At 56.0% G+C, this 25,029-nt stretch carries 23 protein-coding genes and 1 tRNA gene; 10 read left to right on the top strand and 14 right to left on the bottom strand.

The genetic code is table 11. The features are described from left to right. Window positions 1-27 precede the first annotated feature (27 nt). The gene (gene mtfA, locus ACE38U_RS01885) at window positions 28-825 is read right to left on the bottom strand and encodes a DgsA anti-repressor MtfA (protein ID WP_038481526.1); all 798 of its coding nucleotides are present in this window, start codon (window positions 823-825) and stop codon (window positions 28-30) included. A 94-nt stretch (window positions 826-919) separates the two neighbouring features. On the opposite strand from mtfA, the gene ACE38U_RS01880 reads away from it, so the two are divergent. Both ACE38U_RS01880 and ACE38U_RS01875 read left to right on the top strand, forming a co-directional pair. Beyond that, window positions 920-1,009 (top strand) — tRNA-Ser (locus tag ACE38U_RS01880). Window positions 1,010-1,186: 177 nt separating this feature from the next. Continuing rightward, on the top strand, window positions 1,187-1,522 hold the full coding sequence (locus ACE38U_RS01875) for a DMT family transporter (protein WP_038481530.1): 336 nt from the start codon (window positions 1,187-1,189) through the stop codon (window positions 1,520-1,522). Window positions 1,523-1,530: 8 nt separating this feature from the next. Here ACE38U_RS01875 and ACE38U_RS01870 read toward each other — a convergent pair whose 3' ends face one another. From ACE38U_RS01870 to ACE38U_RS01835, 8 genes are all read right to left on the bottom strand, one after another. Next, window positions 1,531-2,856: an HdeD family acid-resistance protein gene (locus tag ACE38U_RS01870; protein WP_038481533.1), complete on the bottom strand. Its 1,326-nt coding sequence runs from the start codon at window positions 2,854-2,856 to the stop codon at window positions 1,531-1,533. Between the two features lie 43 nt (window positions 2,857-2,899). Then, window positions 2,900-4,168 carry an MASE1 domain-containing protein gene (locus ACE38U_RS01865; RefSeq protein ID WP_375529048.1) on the bottom strand — a complete coding sequence of 423 codons (1,269 nt, stop codon included), beginning with the start codon at window positions 4,166-4,168 and terminating at the stop codon, window positions 2,900-2,902. Window positions 4,169-4,282: 114 nt separating this feature from the next. Continuing rightward, the gene (locus tag ACE38U_RS01860; protein WP_375529047.1) at window positions 4,283-4,912 is read right to left on the bottom strand and encodes a hypothetical protein; all 630 of its coding nucleotides are present in this window, start codon (window positions 4,910-4,912) and stop codon (window positions 4,283-4,285) included. 323 nt (window positions 4,913-5,235) lie between these two features. After that, complete coding sequence (argE, locus tag ACE38U_RS01855) at window positions 5,236-6,384, bottom strand: acetylornithine deacetylase (protein ID WP_375529046.1); 1,149 nt, start codon at window positions 6,382-6,384, stop codon at window positions 5,236-5,238. Continuing rightward, on the bottom strand, window positions 6,377-7,051 hold the full coding sequence (locus tag ACE38U_RS01850; RefSeq protein WP_375529045.1) for a DUF1028 domain-containing protein: 675 nt from the start codon (window positions 7,049-7,051) through the stop codon (window positions 6,377-6,379). Before ACE38U_RS01850 ends, argE begins: the two co-directional genes overlap by 8 nt. After that, on the bottom strand, window positions 7,048-7,476 hold the full coding sequence (locus ACE38U_RS01845; protein ID WP_038481542.1) for a RidA family protein: 429 nt from the start codon (window positions 7,474-7,476) through the stop codon (window positions 7,048-7,050). Before ACE38U_RS01845 ends, ACE38U_RS01850 begins: the two co-directional genes overlap by 4 nt. Before the next feature lie 25 nt (window positions 7,477-7,501). Next, a complete protein-coding gene (locus tag ACE38U_RS01840; protein ID WP_375529044.1) occupies window positions 7,502-8,767 on the bottom strand; it encodes a flavin-containing monooxygenase in 1,266 nt (421 codons plus the stop codon). A gap of 176 nt (window positions 8,768-8,943) precedes the next feature. Continuing rightward, a complete protein-coding gene (locus tag ACE38U_RS01835; RefSeq protein WP_038481548.1) occupies window positions 8,944-9,867 on the bottom strand; it encodes a LysR substrate-binding domain-containing protein in 924 nt (307 codons plus the stop codon). Window positions 9,868-10,403: 536 nt separating this feature from the next. Between ACE38U_RS01835 and ACE38U_RS01830 the strand changes: the two genes are divergently transcribed. Beyond that, window positions 10,404-11,231, top strand: coding sequence for an ABC transporter substrate-binding protein (locus ACE38U_RS01830; RefSeq protein WP_081948205.1), 828 nt, complete (start codon window positions 10,404-10,406; stop codon window positions 11,229-11,231). Between the two features lie 24 nt (window positions 11,232-11,255). Next, entirely contained in the window at window positions 11,256-12,788 is a 1,533-nt protein-coding gene (locus ACE38U_RS01825; protein ID WP_375529043.1) for an amino acid ABC transporter permease/ATP-binding protein, read from the top strand. Window positions 12,789-12,832: 44 nt separating this feature from the next. Here the strand turns inward: ACE38U_RS01825 and ACE38U_RS01820 are convergent, their stop codons facing one another. From ACE38U_RS01820 to mgtA, 4 genes are all read right to left on the bottom strand, one after another. Continuing rightward, window positions 12,833-13,174, bottom strand: coding sequence for a DUF2493 domain-containing protein (locus tag ACE38U_RS01820; protein WP_176982059.1), 342 nt, complete (start codon window positions 13,172-13,174; stop codon window positions 12,833-12,835). A 67-nt stretch (window positions 13,175-13,241) separates the two neighbouring features. Beyond that, complete coding sequence (locus tag ACE38U_RS01815) at window positions 13,242-14,894, bottom strand: Na/Pi cotransporter family protein (protein ID WP_375529042.1); 1,653 nt, start codon at window positions 14,892-14,894, stop codon at window positions 13,242-13,244. A gap of 2 nt (window positions 14,895-14,896) precedes the next feature. Further along, complete coding sequence (locus ACE38U_RS01810; protein ID WP_038481560.1) at window positions 14,897-15,133, bottom strand: hypothetical protein; 237 nt, start codon at window positions 15,131-15,133, stop codon at window positions 14,897-14,899. A gap of 75 nt (window positions 15,134-15,208) precedes the next feature. Then, the gene (mgtA, locus tag ACE38U_RS01805) at window positions 15,209-17,902 is read right to left on the bottom strand and encodes a magnesium-translocating P-type ATPase (protein ID WP_375529041.1); all 2,694 of its coding nucleotides are present in this window, start codon (window positions 17,900-17,902) and stop codon (window positions 15,209-15,211) included. Window positions 17,903-19,575: 1,673 nt separating this feature from the next. On the opposite strand from mgtA, the gene drpB reads away from it, so the two are divergent. The 4 genes from drpB (at window position 19,576) to ACE38U_RS01785 (ending at window position 22,729) form a co-directional block, all read left to right on the top strand. Next, window positions 19,576-19,848 (top strand): cell division protein DrpB, encoded by a 273-nt coding sequence (gene drpB / locus ACE38U_RS01800; protein WP_176982062.1) that lies wholly within the window; start codon window positions 19,576-19,578, stop codon window positions 19,846-19,848. A gap of 165 nt (window positions 19,849-20,013) precedes the next feature. Next, window positions 20,014-20,709: a phosphohydrolase gene (locus ACE38U_RS01795; RefSeq protein WP_375529040.1), complete on the top strand. Its 696-nt coding sequence runs from the start codon at window positions 20,014-20,016 to the stop codon at window positions 20,707-20,709. A gap of 97 nt (window positions 20,710-20,806) precedes the next feature. Next, window positions 20,807-22,216, top strand: a complete 1,410-nt coding sequence (locus tag ACE38U_RS01790) for a DNA cytosine methyltransferase (RefSeq protein ID WP_375529039.1) — start codon at window positions 20,807-20,809, stop codon at window positions 22,214-22,216. Between the two features lie 12 nt (window positions 22,217-22,228). After that, a complete protein-coding gene (locus ACE38U_RS01785) occupies window positions 22,229-22,729 on the top strand; it encodes a very short patch repair endonuclease (protein ID WP_176982064.1) in 501 nt (166 codons plus the stop codon). On the opposite strand, the gene yedA is transcribed toward ACE38U_RS01785, so the two are convergent. After that, window positions 22,730-23,647 carry a drug/metabolite exporter YedA gene (gene yedA / locus ACE38U_RS01780; RefSeq protein WP_038481578.1) on the bottom strand — a complete coding sequence of 306 codons (918 nt, stop codon included), beginning with the start codon at window positions 23,645-23,647 and terminating at the stop codon, window positions 22,730-22,732. A gap of 172 nt (window positions 23,648-23,819) precedes the next feature. Between yedA and ACE38U_RS01775 the strand changes: the two genes are divergently transcribed. Both ACE38U_RS01775 and ACE38U_RS01770 read left to right on the top strand, forming a co-directional pair. Continuing rightward, the gene (locus ACE38U_RS01775) at window positions 23,820-24,734 is read left to right on the top strand and encodes a DUF808 family protein (protein WP_375529038.1); all 915 of its coding nucleotides are present in this window, start codon (window positions 23,820-23,822) and stop codon (window positions 24,732-24,734) included. Window positions 24,735-24,826: 92 nt separating this feature from the next. Beyond that, window positions 24,827-25,006 carry a YodC family protein gene (locus ACE38U_RS01770; RefSeq protein ID WP_038481580.1) on the top strand — a complete coding sequence of 60 codons (180 nt, stop codon included), beginning with the start codon at window positions 24,827-24,829 and terminating at the stop codon, window positions 25,004-25,006. Window positions 25,007-25,029: the final 23 nt, after the last annotated feature.

The raw sequence follows: 25,029 nt of genomic DNA, 5'->3' as shown, positions 1-25,029 counted from the left end.
TGATTAAATTTAAGCCGCGTTGCTGATTTAATGCACCGTATTTCCGGCAATGCCGGGTGAGTTTTCGCGCTCAACTAGACGTTGTATTGGGTCTTGCCCGTAGAACTGGCAAAAACGTTGGTAAAGTGAAGCGAAACGCGGCGTGAAAAGCTGCGGGGCGCTGAAAAAATATTCTGAAAGCACGGCAAAACATTCTGCCGGGTCGGTAGCGGCATAGGCGTCGATGCTGGCGGCATTTTCGCCAACCATGTCGATTTCATCCTGAATGCTGTCCATCGCGGCGTGGAGGTCATGTTCCCAGCCCGCAACGTCGCGCAAAGCAATCAGGGGAACGCCGCTGGCGCGGTCGCCGTTACGGCTGTCCAGTTTATGGGCAACTTCGTGAACAATCAGGTTAAACCCGGACGCGTCGAAGGAGTCCTGCACGTCGAGCCAGTTCAGGACGATGGGGCCCTGCTGCCAGCTTTGCCCGGACTGCACCACGCGCTGGCTGTGCACCAGGCCGAAGTCGTCCTGCCATTCGTCATCAACGATAAACGGCGCGGGGTAGAGCAGAACTTCGTGGAAACCGTCCAGCCACTCGATGCCCAGCTCAAGCACGGGCAGGCAAAACAGCAGCGCAATACGAGTGGACTTCAACTCATCCAGTTCAAAACCCTGCAGCGGCACCAGCCGTTTTTGCTGTAAAAACCTTTCCGCAAGGCTAACTAATTTCTGCTGCTCGGTTTCACTGAGGGATGCCAGAACGGGAATAGCTAACGCCTGTTCCCACGGCAAAGCGGGGTCAGGGCTTGAATCACTTGCTTTCCAGGGCCACTTAATCATGTTACTTGCTCGCAAAGTCATCGTTTGAACTGAAACGAAAGAACCCAGACTGTTAAAATGCCGCATAACCTGGCATGATGGCAACCATCAGAACGGAGAGATGCCGGAGCGGCTGAACGGACTAGTCTCGAAAACTAGAGTAGGGGCAACTCTACCGGGGGTTCAAATCCCCCTCTCTCCGCCAATTATTCAAGCACTAATCGCATTAAATTTCAGTGACCTATCTCTCGCTCCCGGAAGTCGGGCGCAACCATTCTGCATGACACAAAGCTTAACGAGCCCGTGATTTCCCCGTTGTTGAAATTCCGCGCCTCATTAAGTTCTATACTCTCCCGAGGATTTTATACAACGGGAAAAAAAGATGCTTAATACTTACGTTATCCTCGCCATCTCTATCTGCGCTGAAACGCTGGCCACAACCATGATGAAAGCCTCCGACGGGTTTAGCCGGCTGGTTCCCAGCGTGGTTGTCGTCGTGGGCTATGCGATTTCATTCTACGGTCTTTCCCAGGTGGTAAAGACCATGAATATTGGTATTGCCTATGCAATTTGGGCCGGAATGGGGATCTTCCTGGTTTCGGTGATGTCATTCCTGTTTTATAAGCAGAAACTCGATCTGCCAGCTATCGCAGGCATGCTGTTTATTGCCGTGGGCATCATAATTATTCAGCTTTTCTCAAAGTCTGTTACCCACTGACTGGCGCGTTATTCCCCGGCCTTTCTGTCGTCGCGCCATTTGAAGGAGAAGCGTTGATACCAGGGCTCGGGGACAGGGTGAACGATGCTGCGCAGCGCTCTGGCGTAATCCATCACCAGTCCCGGTGTCCAGGCCATAGAAATGGCGCGTTTGCGTACCTGAGCGGCTATCCAGAGTTCAGGCATGGCGAGCGTCCTGAGTATCGATAGCCCGCTTTTCGTGCGTTTTGAGAGCACGCCATCCAGCGACGCTTCCAGGGCGTAGGCAACGCTGCTGGAGCAATTGCGATAGGTCAGGTTATAGGTTTTCGTCAGCTTGTAGGCGCTCCAGAAACGCTGCAACGCTTTGCCGTTGTACTGGTGGAAGTAGATTTTGCGATCTGACTGGCACCACTCTGCCGCCTCGGTGGCATAGTCAGGCTGGAACGTCCCCGGCACGTCGTTATCGCGCGTGGCCTTCAGCGTGTTCAAAAACTCGGCCGGCGAGCGGTCGATGTCTTCTGCAGGATAAAGGCTGATGTAGAGGCCGGGCGGGACTTCAAGCGCGGCGTGGCCCGTCGATATAACCCCTTCTGAGTCCACTGCGGCAATATAGCGATTGATAACCGGGCGCGGAATGGTCGACGCGCTGGCGGTGCCTTCCGGGGTCCAGATGTGTACGGTTAGCGGCTCACGAAAATCAGCGTGCTCCGGCTCTGCGACCTTCGGCTTTGCGTCAGCCCCTTTTTTCACTTCAAAACCGATTCCAGCAGGCACCAGGAGATCGAAGACCGAGGTGCCTTCCCGTAGCCTCGCCACGCGAAGCGCAAGCCGGACGGTATGAATACCGCTGAAAATCATCAGCGTGCCCAGGAAGAACGAAACCGTGGCTTTATAATGGGTTGGCCACGGGCTGAACATAAAAAAAGCGAATATAATTTGCGCTAAACCGGTCGCCAGGGTGCTCTTCCAGTGAGGGAAACGCACAATCCACGCCGAGAAAATAACGAACAGGCCAATGACGAAATAGGCAAAACCAAAGACGATGGCCAGCAGTAAATTACTGTAGGACTGGTTGGATAATATAAGCAGCGAGACGAAACAAAAAATGCCGCCCTTAAAGTAGAGCACCGCTTTTTGCGCCCCGACGCCGCCGGAAGCAATGCTGAGCGTCACCAGGCTTTCCAGCAGCAAAAGCAGGCCAAAAAAGCGCAGGGGGAAGTAGGTCACGCCGTCCAGACCATCGAGGAAAATAGCCAGCCCGAGCAGGCTCCACAGGCTGCCAAGCAGGATCAGGTATTTGACCCTGGAGCGCATAAAGTCGACGCCGAACAGTAACAACGCAATCTGAATCACAAGCCTGTCTCTCCTTAAAAAGTCATCACGTCCGTGTTTAGATTTAGATAGCCAGATCGTAATGGCTGGCCTGCCAGTTTCCGACAATAATGCGCTTGCCGCCGTTTGACATGGCAACGCCGCCGCTGTCAACCAGCGTTAGCCACTCATCGTCATTCGTCTTGATACGAAATATCAGGGGCTTGTGTTTGTTCTGAACGGGGGCGAGCCAGTGCTGCCTGAGTTTTTCCCGATCTGAAGGATGTACATAACCCAGCACTCGCTCGACGGTGTCAAACACTGCCGGGTAACCCGCGCCCAGCAGTGACGAGAGATCGTTTTCCCAGCTGAATACGCCGGTTTCAGGCTCCAGTCGATAAAGTATGCCGTTACCCGCAAGCCTGCCGGTATCCGGGTTAAAACGGGTCGTCGAGCGCCTTAACACACGGACAAATACGATAAGCAAGGCGGTCGCCGAGAGGTAACTCAGTGCCAGCAGTAGCGATTCGGTAAAGCTAAGGCCGTGAAGAAAGAAAGGCCCTTGATGCTGGTCGGTAAAGTGGATGACGATGGCGCCCAACGCCAGCAGGCCGATGGAACCTCCACGATTGCCCCAGACCAGGGAAAGCATCATCGTCAGCACAATCGGCAGGCAAGAAAGGGCAAAATAGAGCGCGGCGGCCTCGGTTTTGAGCCAGGTTCCGCTGTAGTCGAAGATAAATACTGTTGCTGCACAAATCAGCAGCAACAGCGCCAGACCTGCCAGGCGGGTCGACCAGGCGAGAGCGGCCCGGGGACCTCGTTTATTCACGAAGCCCATGACGACGGTCGTCGCGAAGAAGATCCCGGTCACATCGGCAACGAACCCGTTCGAGATAGTCTTCGCCACTGGCTGGTCGGTGAAAAATGCATAACCCCCTCCGACGATAAGCGCATCGAACACGCTGACGACAAAGGTGGCGCAAATCCACAGCAGGATGACGTGCAGGTCGTCATTTGGCCGCGAGAAACGGCGCACCAGCCAGGCAATGAGAACGTTGGCGGGCATCGCCAGCAGCGAATAACCCAGCGTGGTTAAAAAAAGTGGAATACTCTGCCAGGCTTCGTCCAGCAGTACGCTTGCCAGCGCGAAGATAAGGATAAGCGCAGGGTAGTCTCGCCAGCGGGCGGACAAAAAAGCCGCTACGGCGACGCCCGATGGGAACCAGACAATCGCTATGGCAGAGTTTGGGTCGTCAAATTTTAATGAGATAAGCCCGGACAGATAATAGACCAGCCCCCACAAAAGCAGGATAGCGGTTTGCTGCAGCCAGGAAGGGAAATACGTTTTCATTTCTCGTCCATTTTTGATTCAGGAAAGCGCGCAGCATTCTGCTGTCGGGCGTTATTTTACTTAAAGGCTAACAACCCTTTGCTGAAAAGACAAAGCAGGACCGTTTATGCCCCGTCAGACGGCATGGCGTGCATCGATTTTCTCTGGTGAGAAAATGCCCCTAAGGCTTGCCCCTGACGGTTGAATTTGCCCTTCATACTGATGATTCTCTTCAATAGCTTGTTCCGGGGGTTGTCCATGCGATCCGGCTTCTGCCACGATGCTTTGCTTATAAATATTGGGTTGTTCTTCCGTCCCGGGGCGTAAGCAGCGTGAAGCGGGAGAGGGAAGCAAAGCGATGCGCAGAGACTCCCTAAGTTCTCTTTGCACCCATTTCATGGCCTTATTTGGCATGGCTGAGACGGACATTTTACCCGCCAGAAGGTCGGGTTTCACGTTCCAGACCATCAATAAAATGTCCTTGCGGGTCTCCGCATCCGCCGAATGGAAGATTTTCGCGGACGTCAGGTGCGAGCTGGCCTCCGCCTCCCAGCTATAAACCAGTAAAGCAACAGGATCTCTTCTGTCATCCAGCGGCTTTCCAGCGGGTTTGAAAATGGCGATGACAATCAGTGCGGCCAGCATGCTAAGCAGTAAGCCACTGCACAACAATAGCAGGCGTTGGCTGTTTTTATTAAGCAAAAATAAGCGTGTTTTGAACCCGGACATCCCTACCAACCCCAGGGCTAAATCGGTCGTTTTCAATAAGAAAATGACCCTCATCTAACCCGTATTTAATAAGCTAAACAGCAAAACCCTTATGTAATAATTAGATTAATTTATTGTGAATGAAATGTTTTGAAAGCAGGGCGTTATTACTATTAATCCTCCACGATCATCCTCCTTAAGAGTAAATAATGGCTCAACGATAAGGAATAAACCCATATTTACACTGGTTATTTGCCGCTGCCCTTTCCGTTTTTGGGGTTAATGATTTAAATAATGATATTTTTAAGGATTAAATTCTGTTGGTTTGCTGTTGCGTCACATATGTTCGCTGGTTTTTTCCTGCAGACGCTACGCAGCGTTCAGGCATTCATCCACTGGCGCAGGTTGTCCAGCATCGCCATGCATTTGTGCAGCTGTTCTTCGGCCACAAACTCATCGGGTTTGTGCCCTTGATCCATGCTGCCGGGGCCACAAATCAGCGTGGCTATCCCGGCTTCATCAAAAAGCCCGCCCTCGGTGCCAAATGCCACCGTGCTGTACTCATCGCTGCCGCACCACTGCGCCAGCCAGCCGGCAAATTCGGACTGAGCGTCCGTCAGCAGGCCGGGATAGTGGCTCAGGGGAACAAACCGAATCGCGCCTGTCGGGGAAACGCGCTGCATGGCGGGTTCCAGCGTTTGTCGCGCATAGCGTTGAACGTCATCCACCACCGCGGCGGCATCAACCTCCGGCAGGTAGCGGATTTCAAAATCAAACTGGCACTCCTGGGGGACAATATTTAATGCGCTGCCGCCACGGATCGTTCCCACCTGCAGGGTGCTGAACGGAGGATCAAAGCGGGCATCCGTCGTTTGCGTTAACGCCTCGCGAGCCTCGCCCAGCTTGCCGATGAGCCGGGCAGCATATTCAATGGCGTTCACGCCCTGCGGCGCATAGGCGGAATGACAGGCGTGGCCGTGCACTTCGCAGCGCAGGGCTATTTTGCCTTTATGCCCGTAAACCGGGCGCATTTCGGTCGGCTCGCCCACGATGCAAAGCGCGGGTTTTTCTTTTGAGGCGCGCAGATACTCCACCAGGCTGCGCACGCCGAGGCAACCAACTTCTTCGTCATAGGAGAAGGCCAGGTGCAGCGGCATTCTCAGCGGTTGTGCGAGAAACGCCGGCACGGAGGCCAGCACGCAGGCGATAAAGCCCTTCATGTCCGCCGCGCCGCGCCCGTAGTAGCGGCCATCCCGGTAGGTCATGTCGAAAGGGGGAACGCTCCACGGCTGCCCGTCTACCGGCACCACGTCCGTATGCCCGGACAGCATTACGCCGCCGCCACCTGAGGGGCCAAGTACCGCATAAAGATTGGCCTTGCGTCCGTCCTCGCTGTGAAACAGCTCTGCGTCGATGCCCCACCCGGCAAGGTAATCGCGAATATCCTCGATCAACGCCAGGTTCGACTCGCGGCTGGTGGTGTCCCGCGACAGCAGCTTTTGCAATAAGGGAAGCAGCCGTTTATTCATCGCCGGGTACGCCATAGCTGGGGGCTTCTCGCGGGTCGAGTGCGCGGATCAGGTAATCCTGCATTTGTGGTTTATAGGCCAGCCAGAGCGAATGCAGTTCGGCTATCGGGCTCTTGTCCGCCCAGTCCACGCGCAGGTCGATAACCGGCCAGGCGACGGTATCCACGACTTTTAACGCCGCCGAATGCACCGGCCCGGCTTCGCCGCCTTTTTCCAGCGCCGCCTCAAGCGCGGCAATCAGCCGGTCTGCCAGCGTGCCACAGTTTTTTTCGAAGCGCTCGATCATGGCGTTAATCACCGTTTTATCGGCCAGCATATTGCCTGCCGCCACGCAGTTATCCCCCTCCACGGCGTGATAAATACCCAATGATTTCTCGCCGCTGTGACAGGCGGTTTTGCCGTTGCTGTCGATGACTGTCACCTGCCGGTAGTCGCCGTGCAGATGCTCGCTGACGACCAGCTTTAGAGCCTCCTGCGGCGCAACACCCTCGCCCAGCTTCGACAGCACCATCGGCCCCAGCGCGGGCAGCGTTATATTCTGGCTCGACACCGCCCCGACGCCCGGCATCAGCCACGGGCAGCGTGCGCCGACCGCGATGCTGGATGAGCTAATGGCGATGCCAAGCTGGCCGGTTTCCCGGCAGCGTGCGGCGATAGAAAATGTCATTTTTTCCCCTCGGCATCGTCAGGGATCACCGCAATGACATCGATTTCCATCAGCCACTGCGGCTGGCCGAGGGCAGAAACCACGAGGCCGGTGGAGATCGGGAATACGCCTTTCAGCCATTTGCCCACTTCCTGATACACCGGCTCGCGATAGCGCGGGTCGATAATATAGGTGGTGGTTTTGACGATGTGGGAGAGGTCGCTCCCGGCTTCCTCCAGCAGTTGCTTAACGTTCTTCATCGCCTGTTCGGCCTGCGCCTGCGGGTCGCCCAGCCCAATCAGCTTCCCTTCAAAATCCGTTCCGACCTGGCCGCGAACATAGACGGTGTTACCGGCGCGCACCGCCTGGCAGAGGTCGTTGTTCAGCGACTGGTTAGGGTAGGTTTCTTTGGTGTTAAACATGCGAATACGAGTATGTGTCGGCATCGGTCAATTCCTTGTTGGCAAGAGGTTAGCGCTGGGAAGCGTCGGAATAGCGGCTGTAATTGCGCTGGGTTTCAATGTGGTCGGCAATGTATTTCGCGTCATGCCACACGCCCCAGATAAACGTTGATCCCCGGCGGGACAGCCACGGCAGCCCCAGGAAATAGACGCCAGCCTCGCTGGAAACGCCGCGCTGGTGACGGGGTTTGCCCTGGGCATCAAAAGCGTCCACCTGCAGCCAGCCGTAATCCGGCGCATAGCCGGTCGCCCAGATAATCGAGGCGATCCCCGTCTCGGCAAGGTTCAGCTCAAGCGTGGGCTGGGTGACGCAAAGCGGATCGGCCGGGAAGATGCGGGCCTGCGGCTCCTCGGGCAGATCAAGGCCGTTGCGGGCAATCCAGGCATCGGCGGCGTCCAGCAGGGCAAGGTAGCTTTCATCGCCCTGGCGGATATTGTGCGCGAGGTTGTCTTCAAAAAAGACCTTCCCATCTGCAAAGCGTTGAGTCAGGCCGACGAGGTGAATGCCCTGATGCGCCAGGGCGCGAAAATCAACGGTGTGGCCGCCGCGAGCGCCGCTCACCGCAATGGTGACGTGCTCTTTGCCGGGCTGATTGGCCGCCGCATCCCACAGCCCCAGCACGCCCAGCCACCAGCAAAAATCACGATTGCGGTAAGCGCGCGGCGGGCGGTCGTGCGCGCCGACGGAGAGATAAACCTGCTTGCCCGAACGCTGGATCTCGTCGGCAATTTGTACCCCTGATGAGCCCGCGCCCACCACCAATACGGCTCCGGCAGGCAGCTGCGCCGGGTTTTTGTAGGCAGCGGAATGTATCTGGTAGAGCCTGCCATCTTCCGGAGCAATGGCCGGTACGACCGGGCGCTGGAAAGGCCCCGTTGCGGCGACGATATGCTTCGCTTCTACAATGCCGTCGCTGGTTTCCACGGTGAAACCCGGCCTGCCGTGATTGCGCGTCACGCTTTTTACCTCTACGCCCGTTTTTACCGGAGCCTCAAACTTGCGGGCGTAATCTTCGAAGTAGTTAGCTACCTCGTCTTTAGGGATAAAGCTGTCCCGATCGGCCTGGCTGAATTCCAGCCCAGGGAAACGGTCATGCCAGGCCGGGCCGTTCGCCACCAGCGAATCCCAGCGCCCGCTGCGCCAGGCTTCGGCAATGCGGTTTTTCTCCAGCACCAGATGCGGAATACCGAGGCGCGTCAGGTGCTCGCTCATGGCGATCCCGGCCTGGCCGGCGCCAATCACTAGAGTGTCTGTTTGTGTTTTTATTACGGTCATGTCTGTTTCCTTGGGGCCGGGAAATAAGATTCAGCGCAGCTTCGCTATGGCACAAGGTTATTGAGCGGCAGACATTCCGTAAAATATTATAAATCTAGGGATAAGGCATAAATAAATTAGCCTCAATCTACAGGCTATGAATTTCCTGTATTTTAAGGCTACGCTTCACGCCTTTTTTACTCTTCAATCACGCCCTCCGGCATCAGTTCAAAAGTACGGCAATAATCCATAAATAAACGCGTCGGGCGCGTCGGTTCGTTATGGCGTAAATAAGCCATCACCAGCGTTGAGGCGGCCATATCATCGACTATTTCCACCTGCGTAACGCGCTGGCCGTCATAGGTCACGTCGGTGCAGGGGCGGGTGACCAGCACCGAGAACCCCATTCCCTGGCCGACCATGCAGCGCACCATTTCTATCGACGGCGAACTGTAGGCCACCTCAGGGTGCAGGCCTTTGTCGGTGAAAATATTCATGAAGTAGCTTTTGCTGGGGATGACGTCCAGCAGGATCATCGGTTCACGGCTGAGTTCTTTCAGCGTCACGGACGTTTTCTTCGCCAGTGGATGAGCCGCAGGCAGCAGGGCATAAGGCTTCTGCGGGGCGTTCAACTTTTCGGTATGCAGCGTGCTTTCCAGCTCGAGGTTGTACATAAACGCCAGGTCAAAGCGCCCGCGATGCAGCCCGTGGGTCAGCTCATTCTGTTCGCCGTCGTACAGCCGGATGGTTATTTCAGGGTAAATCTTGCGAAACCCGGCGATAAGCCTCGGCAGATAAAGCGGGGCTGCGGATTCGAAGCAGCCGATGGCGATGGTGCCGGACACAAGGTCGTTATCCGCCTTGGCATTTTGCTCAAACTGGTATGAAAGCCGCAGCAGCTCGCGGGCTTTTTCATAAAACCGCAGCCCGCCGGGCGTCAGCGAAACGCCCTGCGCGTGGTGGCGGATAAAAAACTGCTGCTCAAAGGTGTCTTCCAGGTTTTTGATGGCAATAGAAACCGATGGCTGGGCGATATGCAGCTGCCTTGAGGCTTCGGCGATGCTCTGCGCTTCAACGACGGTGACAAAGTACTTGAGCTGCTTGAGCGTGAAATGTGTCATGGTGCTAACCCCGGTTTTTTATTGGCAGTGGACCTTGCAAGATAGTTTCAGGCTATCCAGTTATTTCTGTTAGTAGCAAAGCCTGTGCCAGATGCCGCCGTGGTAGGCGTTAACGGTAAAAATGATGCTCAGAAAAAATATTTTCATTTTTATTGGTCACGAATAATCCCCAAAAAGTGGCAATAAAAAAATAAGCTGCACTTTTTTGGTGCGGATAAATATTTTATATCGCTATTATCTGTCTGAAATATGTCTCTATTCGCTTTCCTGTTGGGAATTAAAGTATTGCGCTGCGCTGGTGCAAAAAAATAGCCATTGCCTTAAAACAATTTTTTATAGAGGTAAGGCATATTTTTCGTCCTTTATCCCCGTGCCTTTCTCCTGCAGCATGGCTCAATCGCAAACGCTCACCGAATGATTATCGTCCTGGCGAATATATTGCAAGGCAGTAGCCAGGGCGAAACCATAAGCTGTGAAAAGCGCCTCCGTTACGGAGCCAATAAAAAATGTTTTATCACCTGCACTGGAGTCATCGCATGTTTACATCTTCACATAGCAAGGCGTTATTCACCTGCATGGCGGCGGCGCTGCCTTTACTGCTCAGCGGCGGGGCTCAGGCCGCCGTGATGACCCCCGGCCAGCTTACGGTGGGGAGCGACATTACCTTCCCGCCTTACGAATACCTCGACGGCAAAACGCCCGCAGGTTTTGATATTGAATTTATCAACGGCGTTGCCGGGGCGATGAAGCTCAAACCTGATTATGTGGATACCCGCTTTACCAGCCTGATCCCCGGCCTGCAGGCGAAGCGCTTCGAGCTGATTGCCTCCGCGCTGTTTATCACCCCCGAGCGCCAGAAGGTTATCGACATGGTGCCATACCTGAAAACCGGCGAATCGCTGCTGACCCTCAGCAACGCCAGCTTTAAGCCAACCAAACCGGAAGAGCTTTGCGGGCATAAAGTCGGGTCGATGCAGGGGACTTACTGGCTGGAAAAACTGCACACGCTGTCGGCCGACTACTGCGTCAAGCAGGGGCTGAAGCCGATTGCGGTGAGCGAGTTTTCAACCGACCCGCAAACCACCCAGGCATTGCTTTCCCACGCGGTAGAAGTACAGATGACCGATGCCGCCGTGGCAAGTCAGGTGGTGGATAAAATGAAAGGGCGGCTGGCGGTGACCTCGACGGAACTGCTGTACCCGGTGCTGGTGGGCCTGGGGGTGAGCAAAACCAACCCTGAGCTGAAAAAAGAGCTGAACGACGGGATTGCGGCCTTTAAGGCCAGCGGCAAGTACTCGGCCTTAGTGAAAAAGTATCACCTGGCGGAGCCGTCCGAAGCCGAAATTCAGGCCAGCAGTTTGTAATCACCATCGCCGGGGAGTGCGGATATGTCTTTTGACTGGAACTATTTATTCAGCCTGTTCAGCAACGCTGATTTTTGGCAGGCGACCTGGACCGTGATTAAGCTGAGCCTGCTGAGCTGGATAATCAGTATTGGGTTTGGCTTTCTTCTGGCGCTGGGTAAACAGGCCGCCTCTCCCTGGCTCTCTTTACCGGCGCGGGCCTATATTTGGCTGTTCCGGAGCCTGCCGCTGCTGGTGCTGCTTATCTTTGTTTATAACCTGCCCCAGGCGCTGCCGGGCAGTTCGGCCCTGCTGAGCGACCCTTTCTGGGCGGGGCTCATAGCGCTGGTTTTGAGCGAAACGGCCTATATTGCGGAGATCCACCGCGGCGGCCTGTTGGCCATTCCTCGTGGTCAGCGTGAGGCCGCCCGCGCCCTGGGGCTGCGCTACGCAGGCATTCAGTGGCTGGTTATCGTGCCGCAGGCGCTGCGGGTGGCGCTGCCGTCGCTGGCCAACGAATACATCTCCATCGTGAAATTAAGCTCGCTGGTTTCGGTGATTTCGCTGACCGAGATCCTGATGGTCGGGCAGCGGCTTTATTCGCAAAACTTCCTGGTGATGGAAACCATGGCGGCGGTGGCTTTCTATTATGTGTTTATCGTGACGGTCTTTGACTTCTTGCTGAAGCTGCTGGAAAAACGGCTGGATGTCACCCAGCGCAAAACCGCCCGCCTGCCGGAAGCCGAACTGGAAGCGATGGCCGCGCAGGAAAGCGGGCTGGTATCACGCGCGCCGCTGGCGTCAGACGTTCCCGCGCTGCAGGCTCGTAAGTTACATAAAGCTTATAACAACGTGGAGGTGCTTGGCGCGGTTAACCTGGATATTAAGTCTGGGGAAGTGGTGTCGGTGATTGGCCCGTCCGGCTCCGGGAAAACGACGCTTATCCGCCTGCTGAATGGCCTGGAACAGCTGGATAACGGGGAGATCCTGATTAACGGGCAGCCGTTTATTCGCCTGGAAAAACAGGGGGCTCAGAAGCCTCAGTACGTGGAAAACGCCGCACACCGGCTGAATATCGGCATGGTTTTCCAGGGATTTAACCTGTTCCCGCACTTAACGGTAATGAAAAACCTGATGCTGGCGCCGCACTACCATCGCCTGGCGACGGATGCAGAGCTAAAGCGTGAGGCCTGCGTATTGCTGCGCAAGGTTGGCATGCTGGAGCACGCTCACAAATATCCTCATCAGCTTTCCGGCGGGCAGCAGCAAAGGGTGGCTATCGCCCGGGCCCTGATGATGCGCCCGCAAATTATGCTGTTCGATGAGCCTACCTCAGCGCTCGATCCTGAAAAAGTGAATGAGGTGCTGCAGGTGATCGAGAACCTGGCGGGCGAGGGGATAACGATGGTGATCGTCACCCACGAAATGAACTTCGCGTTCAGCGTGTCGGACAGAATTGTGTTTATGGAAAAAGGACGAGTGGTTTGCGATGACTCCCCGCAGGCGCTGCGCAGCGGAGAGAATCCGCGTATTACCGAGTTCCTCAAAGACGTTAACCTGGCGCCAGCGGCGGCCTGAAAAATCGGGCTGCGGTAACATAAATCTGTCGCAGCCCGTCTGCATTAAATCTCGATAACCTTCACGCCGGAATTGCGCGCCATTCTTATGCACTCCGCCGTGTCTTCTCCCCCAGGAAAAGCCAGCAGCACGTCAGGGCGGCTGTCTTCCAGCATAAACAGGTTGCGCCTGGTTTCCGCATATTTGCCGTGCAGCGCCCAGTTGGCCGGGTAGCGAATGACGTGCACGTCGATACCGCGCGCCCAGTTTTCTATCGCGCCGCCCAGCGTCTGGTGCCCCCCGTGAATCAGCACGTTGATAGTCTGCGTGCGGGCATATAAATCCAGCACGTGGGTAATGGTATGGGTGTCGGCATAAAACCGACCTGAGCAGATTAAAACTCTCACTTTTCTGTACCTTAAAGTTGCTTTCCTTGAAAAAACTCTCGTCCGCGCGACGGCGGTTATTGTTTTTTTAAACGTCCGGCGGCGTGTCGATAAACAGCAGGGATTTATCGCCCAGTCGGTCAATGACCGGGTAGGCCACGGCGGCGATGTGGTGATGCACGCGACGGTAGTCCCGCAGTACCCGCTGGAAGATGTCGCCGGATTCCGCCCAGGCATTTTTGTCCTCACGCAGCTTTTTGAAATGCTCGCGGCTGGCGGAGGCCTCGAGCTGGCGAATGGTTTCTTTGCGCTGCACCAGCTGGTGGGCAGCAGACAGGTCTTCACGCATGAACGCGGCAATCGCCAGGCGCAGGCTGGTGAGGATTTCCGCGTGCAGCAGGTGAATATTGTGTAACTCAAAGTCGTTAAACAGCTCGCCCCGGCGTGCGCGACGCGTTGCCAGCTGGGTCAGGTTGCTGGAGAGAATGTCGCCCGCGTGCTCAAAATTGATGATGAACATCAGAATTTCCTGCGCGCGATCGGCATCCGCGTCATTCAACCCGTCCTGACCGATGTCGGCGAGATAGGCGCGAACCGCCGCGCTAAGCAGATCCACAGACTGGTCAAGCTGGCGAATCTCGTCGGCAGCCTGTTTTTCCTGGGTGACAAACAGAACCAGCAGGCGATCGAGCATGATGGTTAGCATGTCGGCGGCGCGCAGCGATTCGCGAACCGAATTCGACAGGCCGATATAAGCGACCTCGAGGCCTGCATCGTCGAGATACATCGGCATGCCCGGGTCGCCCACGCGCTCTTCTTCCGGGAACAGTCTCTCGAGGAACCGGGCCATCGGCGCGGTCAGGCTGATAAACAGCAGCGCAAGCACTGCGCTAAAGGCCGTGTGGAACCACACCACCAGCTGCGGCGTGTTCAGCCCGGATTTCTGTGCGACATCCGTCAGCAGAGGCAGCAGCAGTAGCGCCAGCGCGCAGCCGGACAGGCGAACTATCAGGTTGCCCACCGGCAGGCGGCGAGCCACGGCGGACCCGGCGTTAAGCACCGGCGGTAATGCGCCGCCAATGTTTGCCCCAAGCACCAGTACCAGCGCGGTAGCTGGCGTCATCGCGCCGGTAGCCGCGAGGGAAGCGATCAGCAAAATAATCGCCACGCTGGAGTGGCACAGCAGCGTCAGGAGAGCCGCCACCAGCAGGGCGATTAATACGTCTCCCTCCAGCCCCTGCATGACGGCATGAAATACCGGCGTGACTTCGATGTCCGCCAGCGTGCCGCTGAGCAAATGCAGCGCAAGCAGCATCAGGCCGAGGCCAATCAGGGCGCAGCCCACGCTCTCAAAGTTGGAATGGTCCCGCAGCTTAAAGACCACAAACCCGGCCAGCAGAAGCAGAGGAATGGCGATTTCCATGTTAAAGCTCATCAGCTGCACCACCAGCGTGGAGCCGATATTCGCGCCGAGCATCACCGCCAGAGCGGGGGCAAGGCTCAAGGTGCCGGCGGCGGTAAACGACGTTGCCATCATGCTCACCGCGGTGCTGCTTTGCAGGACGCCGGTAATGCCAATGCCGGCAAGCAGGGCGGTCCAGCGGTTAGTGAGGTGGCGTCCCATCCAGTTGCGCAGCGGCGTGCCGAAGCCGCGCTGCAGCGCCGTTGAAATCATATGGCTGCCCCAGAGCAGCAACGCGATGGCGCCAGCCAGGTTAATTAACAGAGTAGTTCCGGACATGATTAATTCCCCCTCTTAAGGGCGGGTGGTGTAACAAAACGCAGTAACCTGATCGAAAAACGATGTATGGCGCTGGCGAGGTTCAGTAATGCTTTGGTGTGTCGGTAGTTAATTTTCCCTCCGGCGAACCATGCCAGGGCACGGACGCGAAGGACGCGGGTTATTTTCATTAAAAATAAGACAACCAACGCGATGGTCTTATTTTTAATCAGGAAAATAATGGAATGTTGCTTTTCCATAATGCTTTCCAGCTTGTGTTGCCTGCCTGAAAGGTGCCGCCGAAGCGGCACCGAATTACCGTACTTAACGCAGAGTTAGTGCCACTGTTTGAAGCGACGCATGTAGAACGTTTTCATCGCCTGAGCCACGCAGCAGTAGGCCAGCAGGGTGCCGACCAGCCACGGGAAGTACTGCCACGGCAGTGCCTGCAGCCCAACCAACGGCCCGAGCGGAGAGAACGGCACGTAAATCCCTACCGCCATCACCAGGCCGGTCATCATCATCACCGGCCAGGCGGCAGTGCTCTGAATGAACGGGATCTTCTGGGTACGCAGCATGTGCACCACCAGCGTTTGCGACAGCAGGCCTTCAACGAACCAGCCGGACTGGAACAGGGTCTGCATGTGCTCGCTGTTGGCGCTGAACACAAACCACATCAGGGCAAAGGTGGTCATGTCAAAAATGGACGACGTCGGGCCAATCCAGACCATGAAGCGGCCGATGTTTTTGGCATCCCATTTGCGCGGCTTGCTCAGGAACTCTTTGTCCGTTTTGTCCCACGGCAGCGCGAGCTGGGAGATGTCGTACATCAGGTTTTGCAGCAGCAGCTGAATGGCGAGCATCGGCAGGAACGGGATGAACGCGCTGGCAACCAGCACCGAGAACACGTTGCCGAAGTTGGAGCTGGCGGTCATGTTCAGGTACTTCATGATGTTGCCAAAGGTCTCGCGGCCTTTGATGACGCCTTCTTCCAGCACCATCAGGCTCTTTTCCAGCAGGATGATGTCGGCGGATTCCTTGGCGATATCGGTGCCGCTGTCGACCGAGATACCAACGTCGGCATCACGCAGGGCAGGGGCATCGTTAATCCCGTCGCCGAGGAAGCCGACGGTATGGCCGTTAGCCTGCAGCGCCTTCAGCACGCGAGACTTCTGCAGCGGCGTCAGCTTGGCGAACACGGTGCGCTCTTCCACTAACTGTTGCAGGGAAGCGTCGCTCAGTTGCTCAATCTGCGGGCCGAGCACCGGCTCGCCCGGCTCCAGCCCAACCTGACGGCAAATGCGCGTGGTGACAATGGCGTTATCGCCGGTCAGCACTTTCACCGCCACGCCGATGTCCATCAGGGCGGCAATCGCCGGGCCTGCGCTCTCCTTCGGTGGATCGAGGAAGGTGAGGAAGCCACGGATGATCAGGTCGTGTTCATCGTCGGTGCCGTACTGCTTTTTCGCTTCGGCTTTAGGAATGTCACGGGTGGCCACCACGAGGACGCGGAAACCGTCTTTGTTGTAGTCGTTGGTCATTGCCAGCATCGCCTCACGACGCTGCTCGTCCAGGGCGATAACCTTGCCGTTCTCTTCCATGTGGGTGGCGATGCTCAGCATCTCTTCCACCGCGCCTTTGCACACCAGCAGGTGATTGCTCTGGCTGTCTTTCACCACAATCGACAGGCGACGGCGCACGAAGTCGAACGGCATTTCATCGACCTTGCTGTAACCCTGCGGTTTCACAAATCCCGGCTCATTTTCAGAGAAGTAAATGACCGCCTGATCCATCAGGTTTTTGATGCCGCTTTGGTGGTGGCTGTTGAGCCAGGCCAGTGCCAGCACGGACTCATTTTTCTGACCGTGCGTGTCGACGTGGTGCTCCAGAATGATTTTGTCCTGCGTCAGCGTGCCGGTTTTATCGGTGCACAGCACGTCCATAGCGCCCAGGTTCTGAATCGCGTTGAGACGCTTAACCACCACTTTACGCTTCGCCATAGCCACCGCGCCTTTGGCGAGGTTGGCGCTGACGATCATCGGCAGCATTTCCGGCGTCAGGCCCACGGCGACCGCCAGGGCAAACAGCAGGGCATCCCACCATTCGCCTTTCATCAGGCCGTTGATCAGGAACACTACCGGCACCATCACCAGCATAAAGCGGATCAGCAGCCAGCTGACGCTGTTCACTCCCCGGTCAAACGCCGTTTGCGCCCGGGTACCGACAATGGCTTTTGCCAGCGAGCCAAAGTAGGTCCGTGGCCCGGTCGCCACTACTACCGCCTGCGCGGTGCCGCTGACAACGTTGGTGCCCATAAAGCAGATGTTAGGGATATCCAGCAGGTTCTCGCTGTCGATCGCCTTGTCGTGCGCGGATTTTTGCGCCACATCGCCCAGGGTGTCGTATTTCTCAATCGGCAGCGCTTCACCGGTCAGCACGGCCTGGCTGATAAACAGGTCGCGAGACTCAATGAGGCGCACGTCTGCCGGGATCATATCGCCCGCATAGAGCTGTACGATATCGCCCACGACCAGCTCGCGCATCGGGATTTCACGCGGGGTTCCTTTTTGCCCTGCATGTTCACGACGAACGACCGTGGCGGTGGTGCGCACCATTGCCTTCAGCGCTTCGGCGGATTTAGCCGAGCGGTGTTCCTGCCAGAAGCGCACCAGGCCGCTGAGTGCCACCATGGTGCCGATGATGATCACCGTCGTCAGGTCACCGTCTTCGCCGTGGCTGGTAGGCAGCCAGTAGTCGGTAAAGAAGCTGATGCTGGCGAGAATAGCGAGCACGTAGATAAACGGGTTGTTAAACGCCATCAGCAGCTGGAGCAGCGCGTGAGGCGGCTTGTCATGAGCGACTTCGTTCAGGCCATCCCGCTCCAGCCGGGCATTCGCGTGGGCTTCCTGCAGCCCTTCCCGGGTGGTGTTGAGGTTGACCAGGGTTTCTGCGATGCCGTTTTTGGCTTCCTGGGCGGCGCGCATAGACAGCGTGCTTTTTTTATTACGGTTCTTGGTTTGTACAGTCATGGTGGTGCTCCTGTCGCCGGGCGGCAGCAGGCTTTTTACGGTAAATGCCGGATTAAAGGCGGCCGAAAATAGCCCGATGCCGCATGAGCGATCGGTTTTGAATTAATTTCGCAGGGCTCCACGCTATTTATTTTTTAAAATAAACAGGCGAGAAATTTATATTTTCTTTTATTTGGACGTGGTTATTCCTGCCGATGTACAGGGATGCCTGCATCAGGGAATAAACAGCTACCAATAGTGACGTAACTCAGCGTGGCGCACGGAAGCGGGCTGCGGCATAGCGCGCAGACGAACCTACGGCGTAACGGCTGAATCAGGCTACGAAGGGTCGACTTTGTGGGTCTTCGCCGTCAGAGAAGCTGCAACGACGCTCCAGCTGGCCGGTGACAGGACTGACACGCCAGTTAGTGATACGTTGATTCAACTCACTGATTTTCGAAGAGAAAATTGAGTTTTTCTGTTTTTTGCGTGCGGACAGTACCCGATCGCGGGGCGGCCGGACACGCAGCGTTGATGTCACTGTTTTGACACCAGGAAAAAGGGTAGATTTGAAGTTCATAACACACCTCGGGACCGTGAAAACCCTGGTCGAGGTGGGACAACACGAGAGCATCAGGCTCCGGCGAGACACACCAAAACGAAGAAGTGATCACAATCGATTTCATGTTTACTTTCCCGAACCGCCATTAAGGCAATGTTCGGGCAGCTACTAAATTCAGTATCCATTAGTCTCTTATGTCAGGTTAGGAAAGGCCGCAACTTCGGCCCGTGAAATCTACCCATGAGCAATACTATTGTCAACCCGGCAATGTAAATTAAATTCGTTCGTTTATATTTCAGTGAGGAAATATTGAGGGAAGAGAATAAAGGGTATTTTTATCTCTCTTCCCGAGCAGTTTCTTTTCTTAAGCAAGAGGCTGTCTCTTGGTCATAAATACAGGGTTTTAAGTAGGTTCGGTAAAGGTTCCGTTCACTTCCAGAGCTGCTTCATATGTCACCACCGAACCGGTGAACGACTCGGGGAAGTCACCGTCACTTCCCCGAGACCCCGGACTCCCGGCTAAATAAATCGCCGCAAGCGGCAGACCTCCGTTTTATCTCCCAGTCCTGGGTCGGCTGAGATGCGTTCCCGACGCTCTCAGCCTCCGGTCGTTCCCGACGCCCGGACCCTGGCCAGTCGGAGAGAAAACGGAGGCGATTTAAGCCGGAACCGAGCCTCGCTTCAAACCCGCAGCTACACAGAACGTTACAGCTGCTTCAAGACCTACAGCCACACCCTTGTTCCCGGCTCTCATCGACCCTGAATGTTTGGGTGATGGCGTTATCTCCCTGACACGTTCACCGTGCTCTAAACGTGCAGTGTAAACAGACCTACGAGTGAACGGAAAATCCGCCAGCCCGCATAAGTGCGGATATCTGTAATTAAAAGACGCAGTGAACATAAACGAACCCTCTGGCGGGAGGCGTCACCACGATTAAGAACTTTCCTTAAGCTAAATCAAACCCGGTTGTCAATGCTGATTAATGCCCTATAAGCTTTGATTTGAAACAAAATTTAACGCTTATAGCGGTTCATCTAATCCGTTAGTGTGATAAAAATCACATTAAGACGGTGGGGGACCTGCCGTCGACAGCCCGTTTTTGTTTCAGTTGAAAAAGTTAGGTCGAACGTTATGGATGCGAAACCAACTCGCAGCCCCGGTGGAAAAATTGCGCTGTGGCTGTTTTATGCTTTTTGTTTGTACATCGTTTGGGCGATGGTGCGTTATTTTTGGGTCGTCAGTGGGGTCACCAGCGGCGATCTGGGCACCTTCGGCGGGAAATTGCTTGGCGCATTAATGGGGTTGCTGGTACTTGGCTCCGTTGCGGCAGTGCTGGGCTGGGTAGCCTGGTATACCCGGCCACGTGTTTATCCTGCCCGCGTCCGCGATAATCGCCAGCATTAAAACGAACTTTCTTAGGCAGAGCCGCATTTGTCTGTGGCTCTGCGCGTTCCCCCGCCTTACCTGCCTTCACTCCCGCGTCCCCAGCCTGCATTGATGTTGTCATATTATTGTCATCAATCTGGTTATACTCAAACTTGCGCTTTTCACGAGAAGGGGAGTACGTGTATGCCGATTGCCCGCTGGCAGCAGCAGTTTGAGCAGTATCTGATTGAGAACTGGGCGCAGGACGACAAGGCCCATGACGTGGCGCATTTTCGGCGAGTATGGAAAACCGCTCAGCATATTATGGAAGGGACCGAGGCCGACAGGCTTGTGGTGCTGACCGCCTGTTATTTCCATGACATTGTTAACCTGCCCAAGAATCACCCGGAGCGCCATCTGGCCTCAACGCAGGCCGCGCAGGAAACGCTGTATATTCTGGAAACGCACTTCCCGGACTTTCCCCGCGAGCTGTATGACGACGTAGCCCATGCGGTGCGGGCCCACAGCTTTAGCGCCGCCATTGCGCCGCAGACGCTGGAAGCAAAAGTGGTGCAGGACGCGGACAGGCTGGAATCGCTGGGGGCGATAGGCCTCGCGCGCGTGTTTTATGTCTCCGGGGCGCTGGGGCGCTCGCTGTTTGACAGCGACGATCCGCTGGCCGAGCGCCGCGAGCTGGACGATACGCAGTACTCGGTGGATCATTTTCAGAAAAAGCTTCTGCGCCTGCCGGACTCAATGCAGACCGAAGCCGGGCGAGCGCTGGCGCACCACAATGCGGATTTCCTCGTGGGCTATATGGCGAAGCTGTGCGCCGAGCTGAAAGGCGACTATCTGCAGGTAGACGAGCAGGTTCTGCAGCGTTTTAAATCACAGGCTTAATCTTCCCGGCCCGCAGTTCAGTCTGCGGGCTGTTTCCGTTCTCTCTGGGTCAAATCAGTGATACAGTTTCACTCCCTTTTCCCATCTTTGGTTCACGATGAACGATCTTGACGCGATAGCAGAACACCTCTCCCTTCAGGCACAGCGCCACAAACAAACTCAGCAAGAAGAAGATCACGCCCTGGTCAGCCGCTTACTCGAAATCTACGATCAAAAAACCGTCGCCCTGCGCCTGCGACAGGTGGGAGGTGACTGGACGCGCGAATCCCTGAACCGCTGGTATAACGGCAAGTCTGCGCCACGGGGCTTAACCGAGGTGGAAGTGCAGATGCTGCAAAGTATGCTGCCGTCGCCGCCGTCGCATCATGGCCGCTATGCCTTCCGCTTTATCGACCTGTTTGCCGGCATCGGCGGCATTCGCAGCGGCTTTGAGGCGATTGGCGGCCAGTGCGTGTTTACCAGCGAATGGAACAAACATGCGGTGAAAACCTACAAGGCAAACTGGTATTGCGACCCGGCGCAGCATCAGTTTAATGAAGATATTCGTGACGTGACGCTCAGCAACCGCGGCGACGTGACGGACGAGCAGGCGACGAAACACATTCAGGCCACGCTGCCCGACCACGATGTGCTGCTGGCCGGCTTCCCCTGCCAGCCGTTTTCCCTGGCGGGCGTGTCGAAGAAAAACGCCCTTGGGCGCGCGCACGGCTTTGCCTGTGAAACCCAGGGCACCTTGTTCTTCGACGTGGCGCGAATTATTGCCGCCAAACGTCCGCCGATTTTCGTGCTGGAAAACGTTAAAAACCTGAAGAGCCACGACAAAGGCAACACGTTCCGCATCATCATGCAGACGCTGGACGAGCTGGGCTATGACGTGGCTGATGCCGCCGTCACCGGGCGCAATGACCCGAAAATTGTCGATGGCAAAAACTTCCTGCCGCAGCATCGCGAGCGCATCGTGCTGGTCGGCACGCGCCGTGACCTGAACCTGGACTCTGCGGTGACGCTGGCAAGGCTCAGCGATTTTTATCCGGCTCGTCGCCCGACGTTTGGTGAGCTGCTGGATGATGAAGTCGAAGCAAAATATGTTCTGACCCCGACGCTGTGGAAATACCTCTATAACTACGCGAAGAAGCACCAGGCCAAAGGGAACGGCTTCGGCTACGGGCTGGTTGACCCGACCAATCCGGCAAGCGTGGCCAGAACGCTGTCGGCCCGTTACTTTAAGGATGGCGCGGAGATCCTGATCGATCGTGGCTGGGATAAGGCGCTGGGCGAGGTTGACTTTAACGATCCTGATAATCAGCTGAACAGGCCGCGCCGCCTGACGCCGCGTGAATGCGCCAGGCTGATGGGCTTTGAATCACCGAAGGGCAAAGCGTTCCGCATTCCCGTGTCCGACACTCAGGCTTACCGCCAGTTTGGTAACTCCGTAGTCGTTCCCGCGTTTGCCGCAGTGGCAAAACTGCTGGAGCCGGTCATCAAGCAAGCGGTGAAAAAGCGCTAAGCGGAGAAAGATATGGCGGATGTACACAGCAAAGCTATACGCAGTAAAAACATGCGAGCCATTGCTACGCGCGACACCGCCATTGAAAAACGCCTTGCCGCGCTGCTGGCCGAATGCGGATTTAGCTTCCGCGTTCAGGACGCAGCCCTGCCCGGCAAGCCGGACTTTGTGGTGGATGAATTCCGCTGCGTTATCTTTACCCACGGCTGTTTCTGGCATCACCACGACTGCCACCTGTTTAAGGTCCCGGCCACGCGCACCGACTTCTGGCTGGATAAGATCGGCCGCAATGTGGCAAGAGATAAACGCGATGTCGGGCTTTTACTGGCGCGGGGCTGGCGGGTACTGGTGGTTTGGGAATGCGCGCTGCGTGGCCGCGAGAAAATGAGCGATCGGGCGCTGTGTGAACGTTTAGAAGAGTGGATTTGCAGCGGCGGGCGTAGCGCAGAAATTAACGTGACCGGAATACATCAGCGGGATGAAGGCGACCAGCAAACGCTGGCCGCAGAGTAGCTATTTTTCTACTTCACAAGTCTCAACAACCGGTTTGGCTGGGAAGAGATATTTGCCCAGCGTGACCAGCACCACGGCAAAAATGATGATGCCCAGCGCCAGCCATTCAATCGGCGAAAGGTTTTCGCCCGCAAAGGTGGTGCCCAGCAGCACGGCGACGACCGGGTTAACGTAGGCATAGCTGGTCGCTACGGCCGGGGAAACATTACGAATCAGGTACATATAGGCGCTGATGGCGATCATGGAGCCAAACAGCGCCAGATAGCCTACCGCCAGGAAGCCTGCGGCATCCGGCATAGCCGTTAAGCGTTCGCCGCTCAGGGCCGAAACGCAAAGGGCGACAATGCCCGCCGCTAACATCTCAATGGCGCCCGCCATCATCCCTTCGGGCAGCTCGATCCGCGAGCCGTAAACCGAGCCAAATGCCCAGCTTAATGAGCCAATGAGAATCAACAACGCGCCCGTCGGATTTCCACTGAGGTTGCCGCCGCTGTTCAGCAACAAAATGCCCGCCAGGCCAATGGCAATGCCCAGCCACTCCAGCTTGCGGGTTTTAATCCCGAACAGGCGGCTGAAGCAGAGGGTAAACAGCGGCACGGTGGCAACCATCACCGCAGCAATGCCGGAAGCAACGTGTTGGTGCTCGGCAAGCGTCACAAAGCCGTTGCCAACCGCCAGAAGCAGGACGCCTATCAGCGCGGCATTAAGCATTGGCCGCAGGCGAGGCAGCTTGTGCCCCCGGAAAAGCAAAATAGCCGTTAATATCACGCCAGCGCAGAGAAAACGCACGCCGGCCATCATAAAGGGCGGCCAGCTTTTTACCCCAATGGCGATGGCAAAATAGGTCGACCCCCAGATGATATACAGCGCGAAAAGAGCCGCAATCAGCGGCAACAATTGGCCAGAACGAAGACGCATATTCCCTCACCAGGCTTCAATTTCAGGCCGATAGTTAACGCCAAAAGGCAGCGGATAGCGAGCCTTTTACTTGTTGATGTAATGTTAATTTACATTGACAAAGACGAGTAATTTTCGCGGCGGCGATTTTGCTTCATACTCTTGGGTAACGAAATCAATAAGGACAGATATTTTGGCTGGAAGTAGCTTACTGACATTGCTCGACGACATCGCCACGCTGCTGGACGACATTTCCGTGATGGGCAAACTCGCGGCAAAAAAAACGGCTGGCGTACTGGGCGATGACCTTTCGCTTAATGCCCAACAGGTGTCGGGCGTTCGCGCTAACCGGGAACTGCCCGTCGTCTGGAGTGTGGCAAAAGGGTCGTTTATCAATAAACTGATTTTGGTGCCGCTGGCGCTGATTATCAGCGCCTTTGCTCCCTGGGCAATTACGCCGTTGCTGATGGTGGGCGGGGCATTTTTATGTTTTGAAGGCGTGGAAAAGGTGCTGCACAGCATAAAGGCGAGCAAGCACAAGGAAAGCGCGGAGGAAAAGCAGGCGAGGCTGGAATCTATAGCTGCCCAGGATCCGATGGCTTTTGAGAAAGACAAAGTGAAAGGGGCAGTGCGTACCGACTTTATTCTTTCGGCGGAAATCGTCGCCATTACGCTGGGCATTGTGGCCGAAGCGCCGCTGCTGAATCAGGTACTCATCCTGGCCGGTATCGCGATTCTGGTGACTATTGGCGTCTACGGGCTGGTTGGGATGATTGTGAAAATCGACGACCTGGGCTATTGGCTGGTGGATAAACGCGCGGCGCTGGCCCGGATGGTGGGCAAAGGGTTGCTTGTTCTTGCGCCGTGGCTCATGAAGATCCTCACGATTGTTGGCACGCTGGCGATGTTCCTGGTTGGCGGCGGCATTCTGGTACACGGTGTGCCGTTGCTGCATCACGGCATTGAGCAATGGGCGGGCCAGTTGGGCGGCGTTGTGGAGCTTGTTGGCCCCACGCTTGCTAATCTGGTGCTCGGCTTTATCGCCGGCGGTATTGTGCTGCTCTTGGTGAATGGCATAAATCACCTGCGGGGAAGCGCTTCGCACTAAGTTCGAGAAGAAAAATATCGCTTTAGTCAGGAAAAAACGCTGACCATTGGCTATACCTTTAGAGGTTTTCACCCCTAACGCCGGAGGCGGCAATGGTCTATGTGGTCAGCGATGAAGTCCGGCGTAAAAACGGTGGTCCTCGCATGATAGTCACGGGTTATTCCAGTGGCATGGTGGAGTGCCGGTGGTACGACGGTTATGGCGTAAAGCGCGAGGCGTTCCGTGAGGACGACCTGGCGCCTGTTGAAACCAGAGAGCATCACCAGGCGTGAAGCCTCTGGTTCTCTAACTGAAC

Origin of the sequence: Cedecea selenatireducens, assembly GCF_042138895.1 — a bacterium.
GTDB lineage: Bacteria > Pseudomonadota > Gammaproteobacteria > Enterobacterales > Enterobacteriaceae > Cedecea > Cedecea selenatireducens.
Note: the sequence above shows the minus strand (reverse complement) of the source record. Positions and strands in the feature narration are given on the sequence as shown.

Excerpts from the sequence above, each read along its gene's own strand:
- mtfA (WP_038481526.1), bottom strand. The coding sequence starts at position 825 with ATGATTAAGTGGCCCTGGAAAGCAAGTGATTCAAGCCCTGACCCCGCT.
- ACE38U_RS01875 (WP_038481530.1), top strand. The coding sequence starts at position 1,187 with ATGCTTAATACTTACGTTATCCTCGCCATCTCTATCTGCGCTGAAACG.
- ACE38U_RS01865 (WP_375529048.1), bottom strand. The coding sequence starts at position 4,168 with ATGAAAACGTATTTCCCTTCCTGGCTGCAGCAAACCGCTATCCTGCTT.
- argE (WP_375529046.1), bottom strand. The coding sequence starts at position 6,384 with ATGAATAAACGGCTGCTTCCCTTATTGCAAAAGCTGCTGTCGCGGGAC.
- ACE38U_RS01850 (WP_375529045.1), bottom strand. The coding sequence starts at position 7,051 with ATGACATTTTCTATCGCCGCACGCTGCCGGGAAACCGGCCAGCTTGGC.
- ACE38U_RS01845 (WP_038481542.1), bottom strand. The coding sequence starts at position 7,476 with ATGCCGACACATACTCGTATTCGCATGTTTAACACCAAAGAAACCTAC.
- ACE38U_RS01840 (WP_375529044.1), bottom strand. The coding sequence starts at position 8,767 with ATGACCGTAATAAAAACACAAACAGACACTCTAGTGATTGGCGCCGGC.
- ACE38U_RS01835 (WP_038481548.1), bottom strand. The coding sequence starts at position 9,867 with ATGACACATTTCACGCTCAAGCAGCTCAAGTACTTTGTCACCGTCGTT.
- ACE38U_RS01830 (WP_081948205.1), top strand. The coding sequence starts at position 10,404 with ATGTTTACATCTTCACATAGCAAGGCGTTATTCACCTGCATGGCGGCG.
- ACE38U_RS01825 (WP_375529043.1), top strand. The coding sequence starts at position 11,256 with ATGTCTTTTGACTGGAACTATTTATTCAGCCTGTTCAGCAACGCTGAT.
- ACE38U_RS01815 (WP_375529042.1), bottom strand. The coding sequence starts at position 14,894 with ATGTCCGGAACTACTCTGTTAATTAACCTGGCTGGCGCCATCGCGTTG.
- ACE38U_RS01810 (WP_038481560.1), bottom strand. The coding sequence starts at position 15,133 with ATGGAAAAGCAACATTCCATTATTTTCCTGATTAAAAATAAGACCATC.
- mgtA (WP_375529041.1), bottom strand. The coding sequence starts at position 17,902 with ATGACTGTACAAACCAAGAACCGTAATAAAAAAAGCACGCTGTCTATG.
- drpB (WP_176982062.1), top strand. The coding sequence starts at position 19,576 with ATGGATGCGAAACCAACTCGCAGCCCCGGTGGAAAAATTGCGCTGTGG.
- ACE38U_RS01795 (WP_375529040.1), top strand. The coding sequence starts at position 20,014 with ATGCCGATTGCCCGCTGGCAGCAGCAGTTTGAGCAGTATCTGATTGAG.
- ACE38U_RS01790 (WP_375529039.1), top strand. The coding sequence starts at position 20,807 with ATGAACGATCTTGACGCGATAGCAGAACACCTCTCCCTTCAGGCACAG.
- ACE38U_RS01785 (WP_176982064.1), top strand. The coding sequence starts at position 22,229 with ATGGCGGATGTACACAGCAAAGCTATACGCAGTAAAAACATGCGAGCC.
- yedA (WP_038481578.1), bottom strand. The coding sequence starts at position 23,647 with ATGCGTCTTCGTTCTGGCCAATTGTTGCCGCTGATTGCGGCTCTTTTC.
- ACE38U_RS01770 (WP_038481580.1), top strand. The coding sequence starts at position 24,827 with ATGGTCTATGTGGTCAGCGATGAAGTCCGGCGTAAAAACGGTGGTCCT.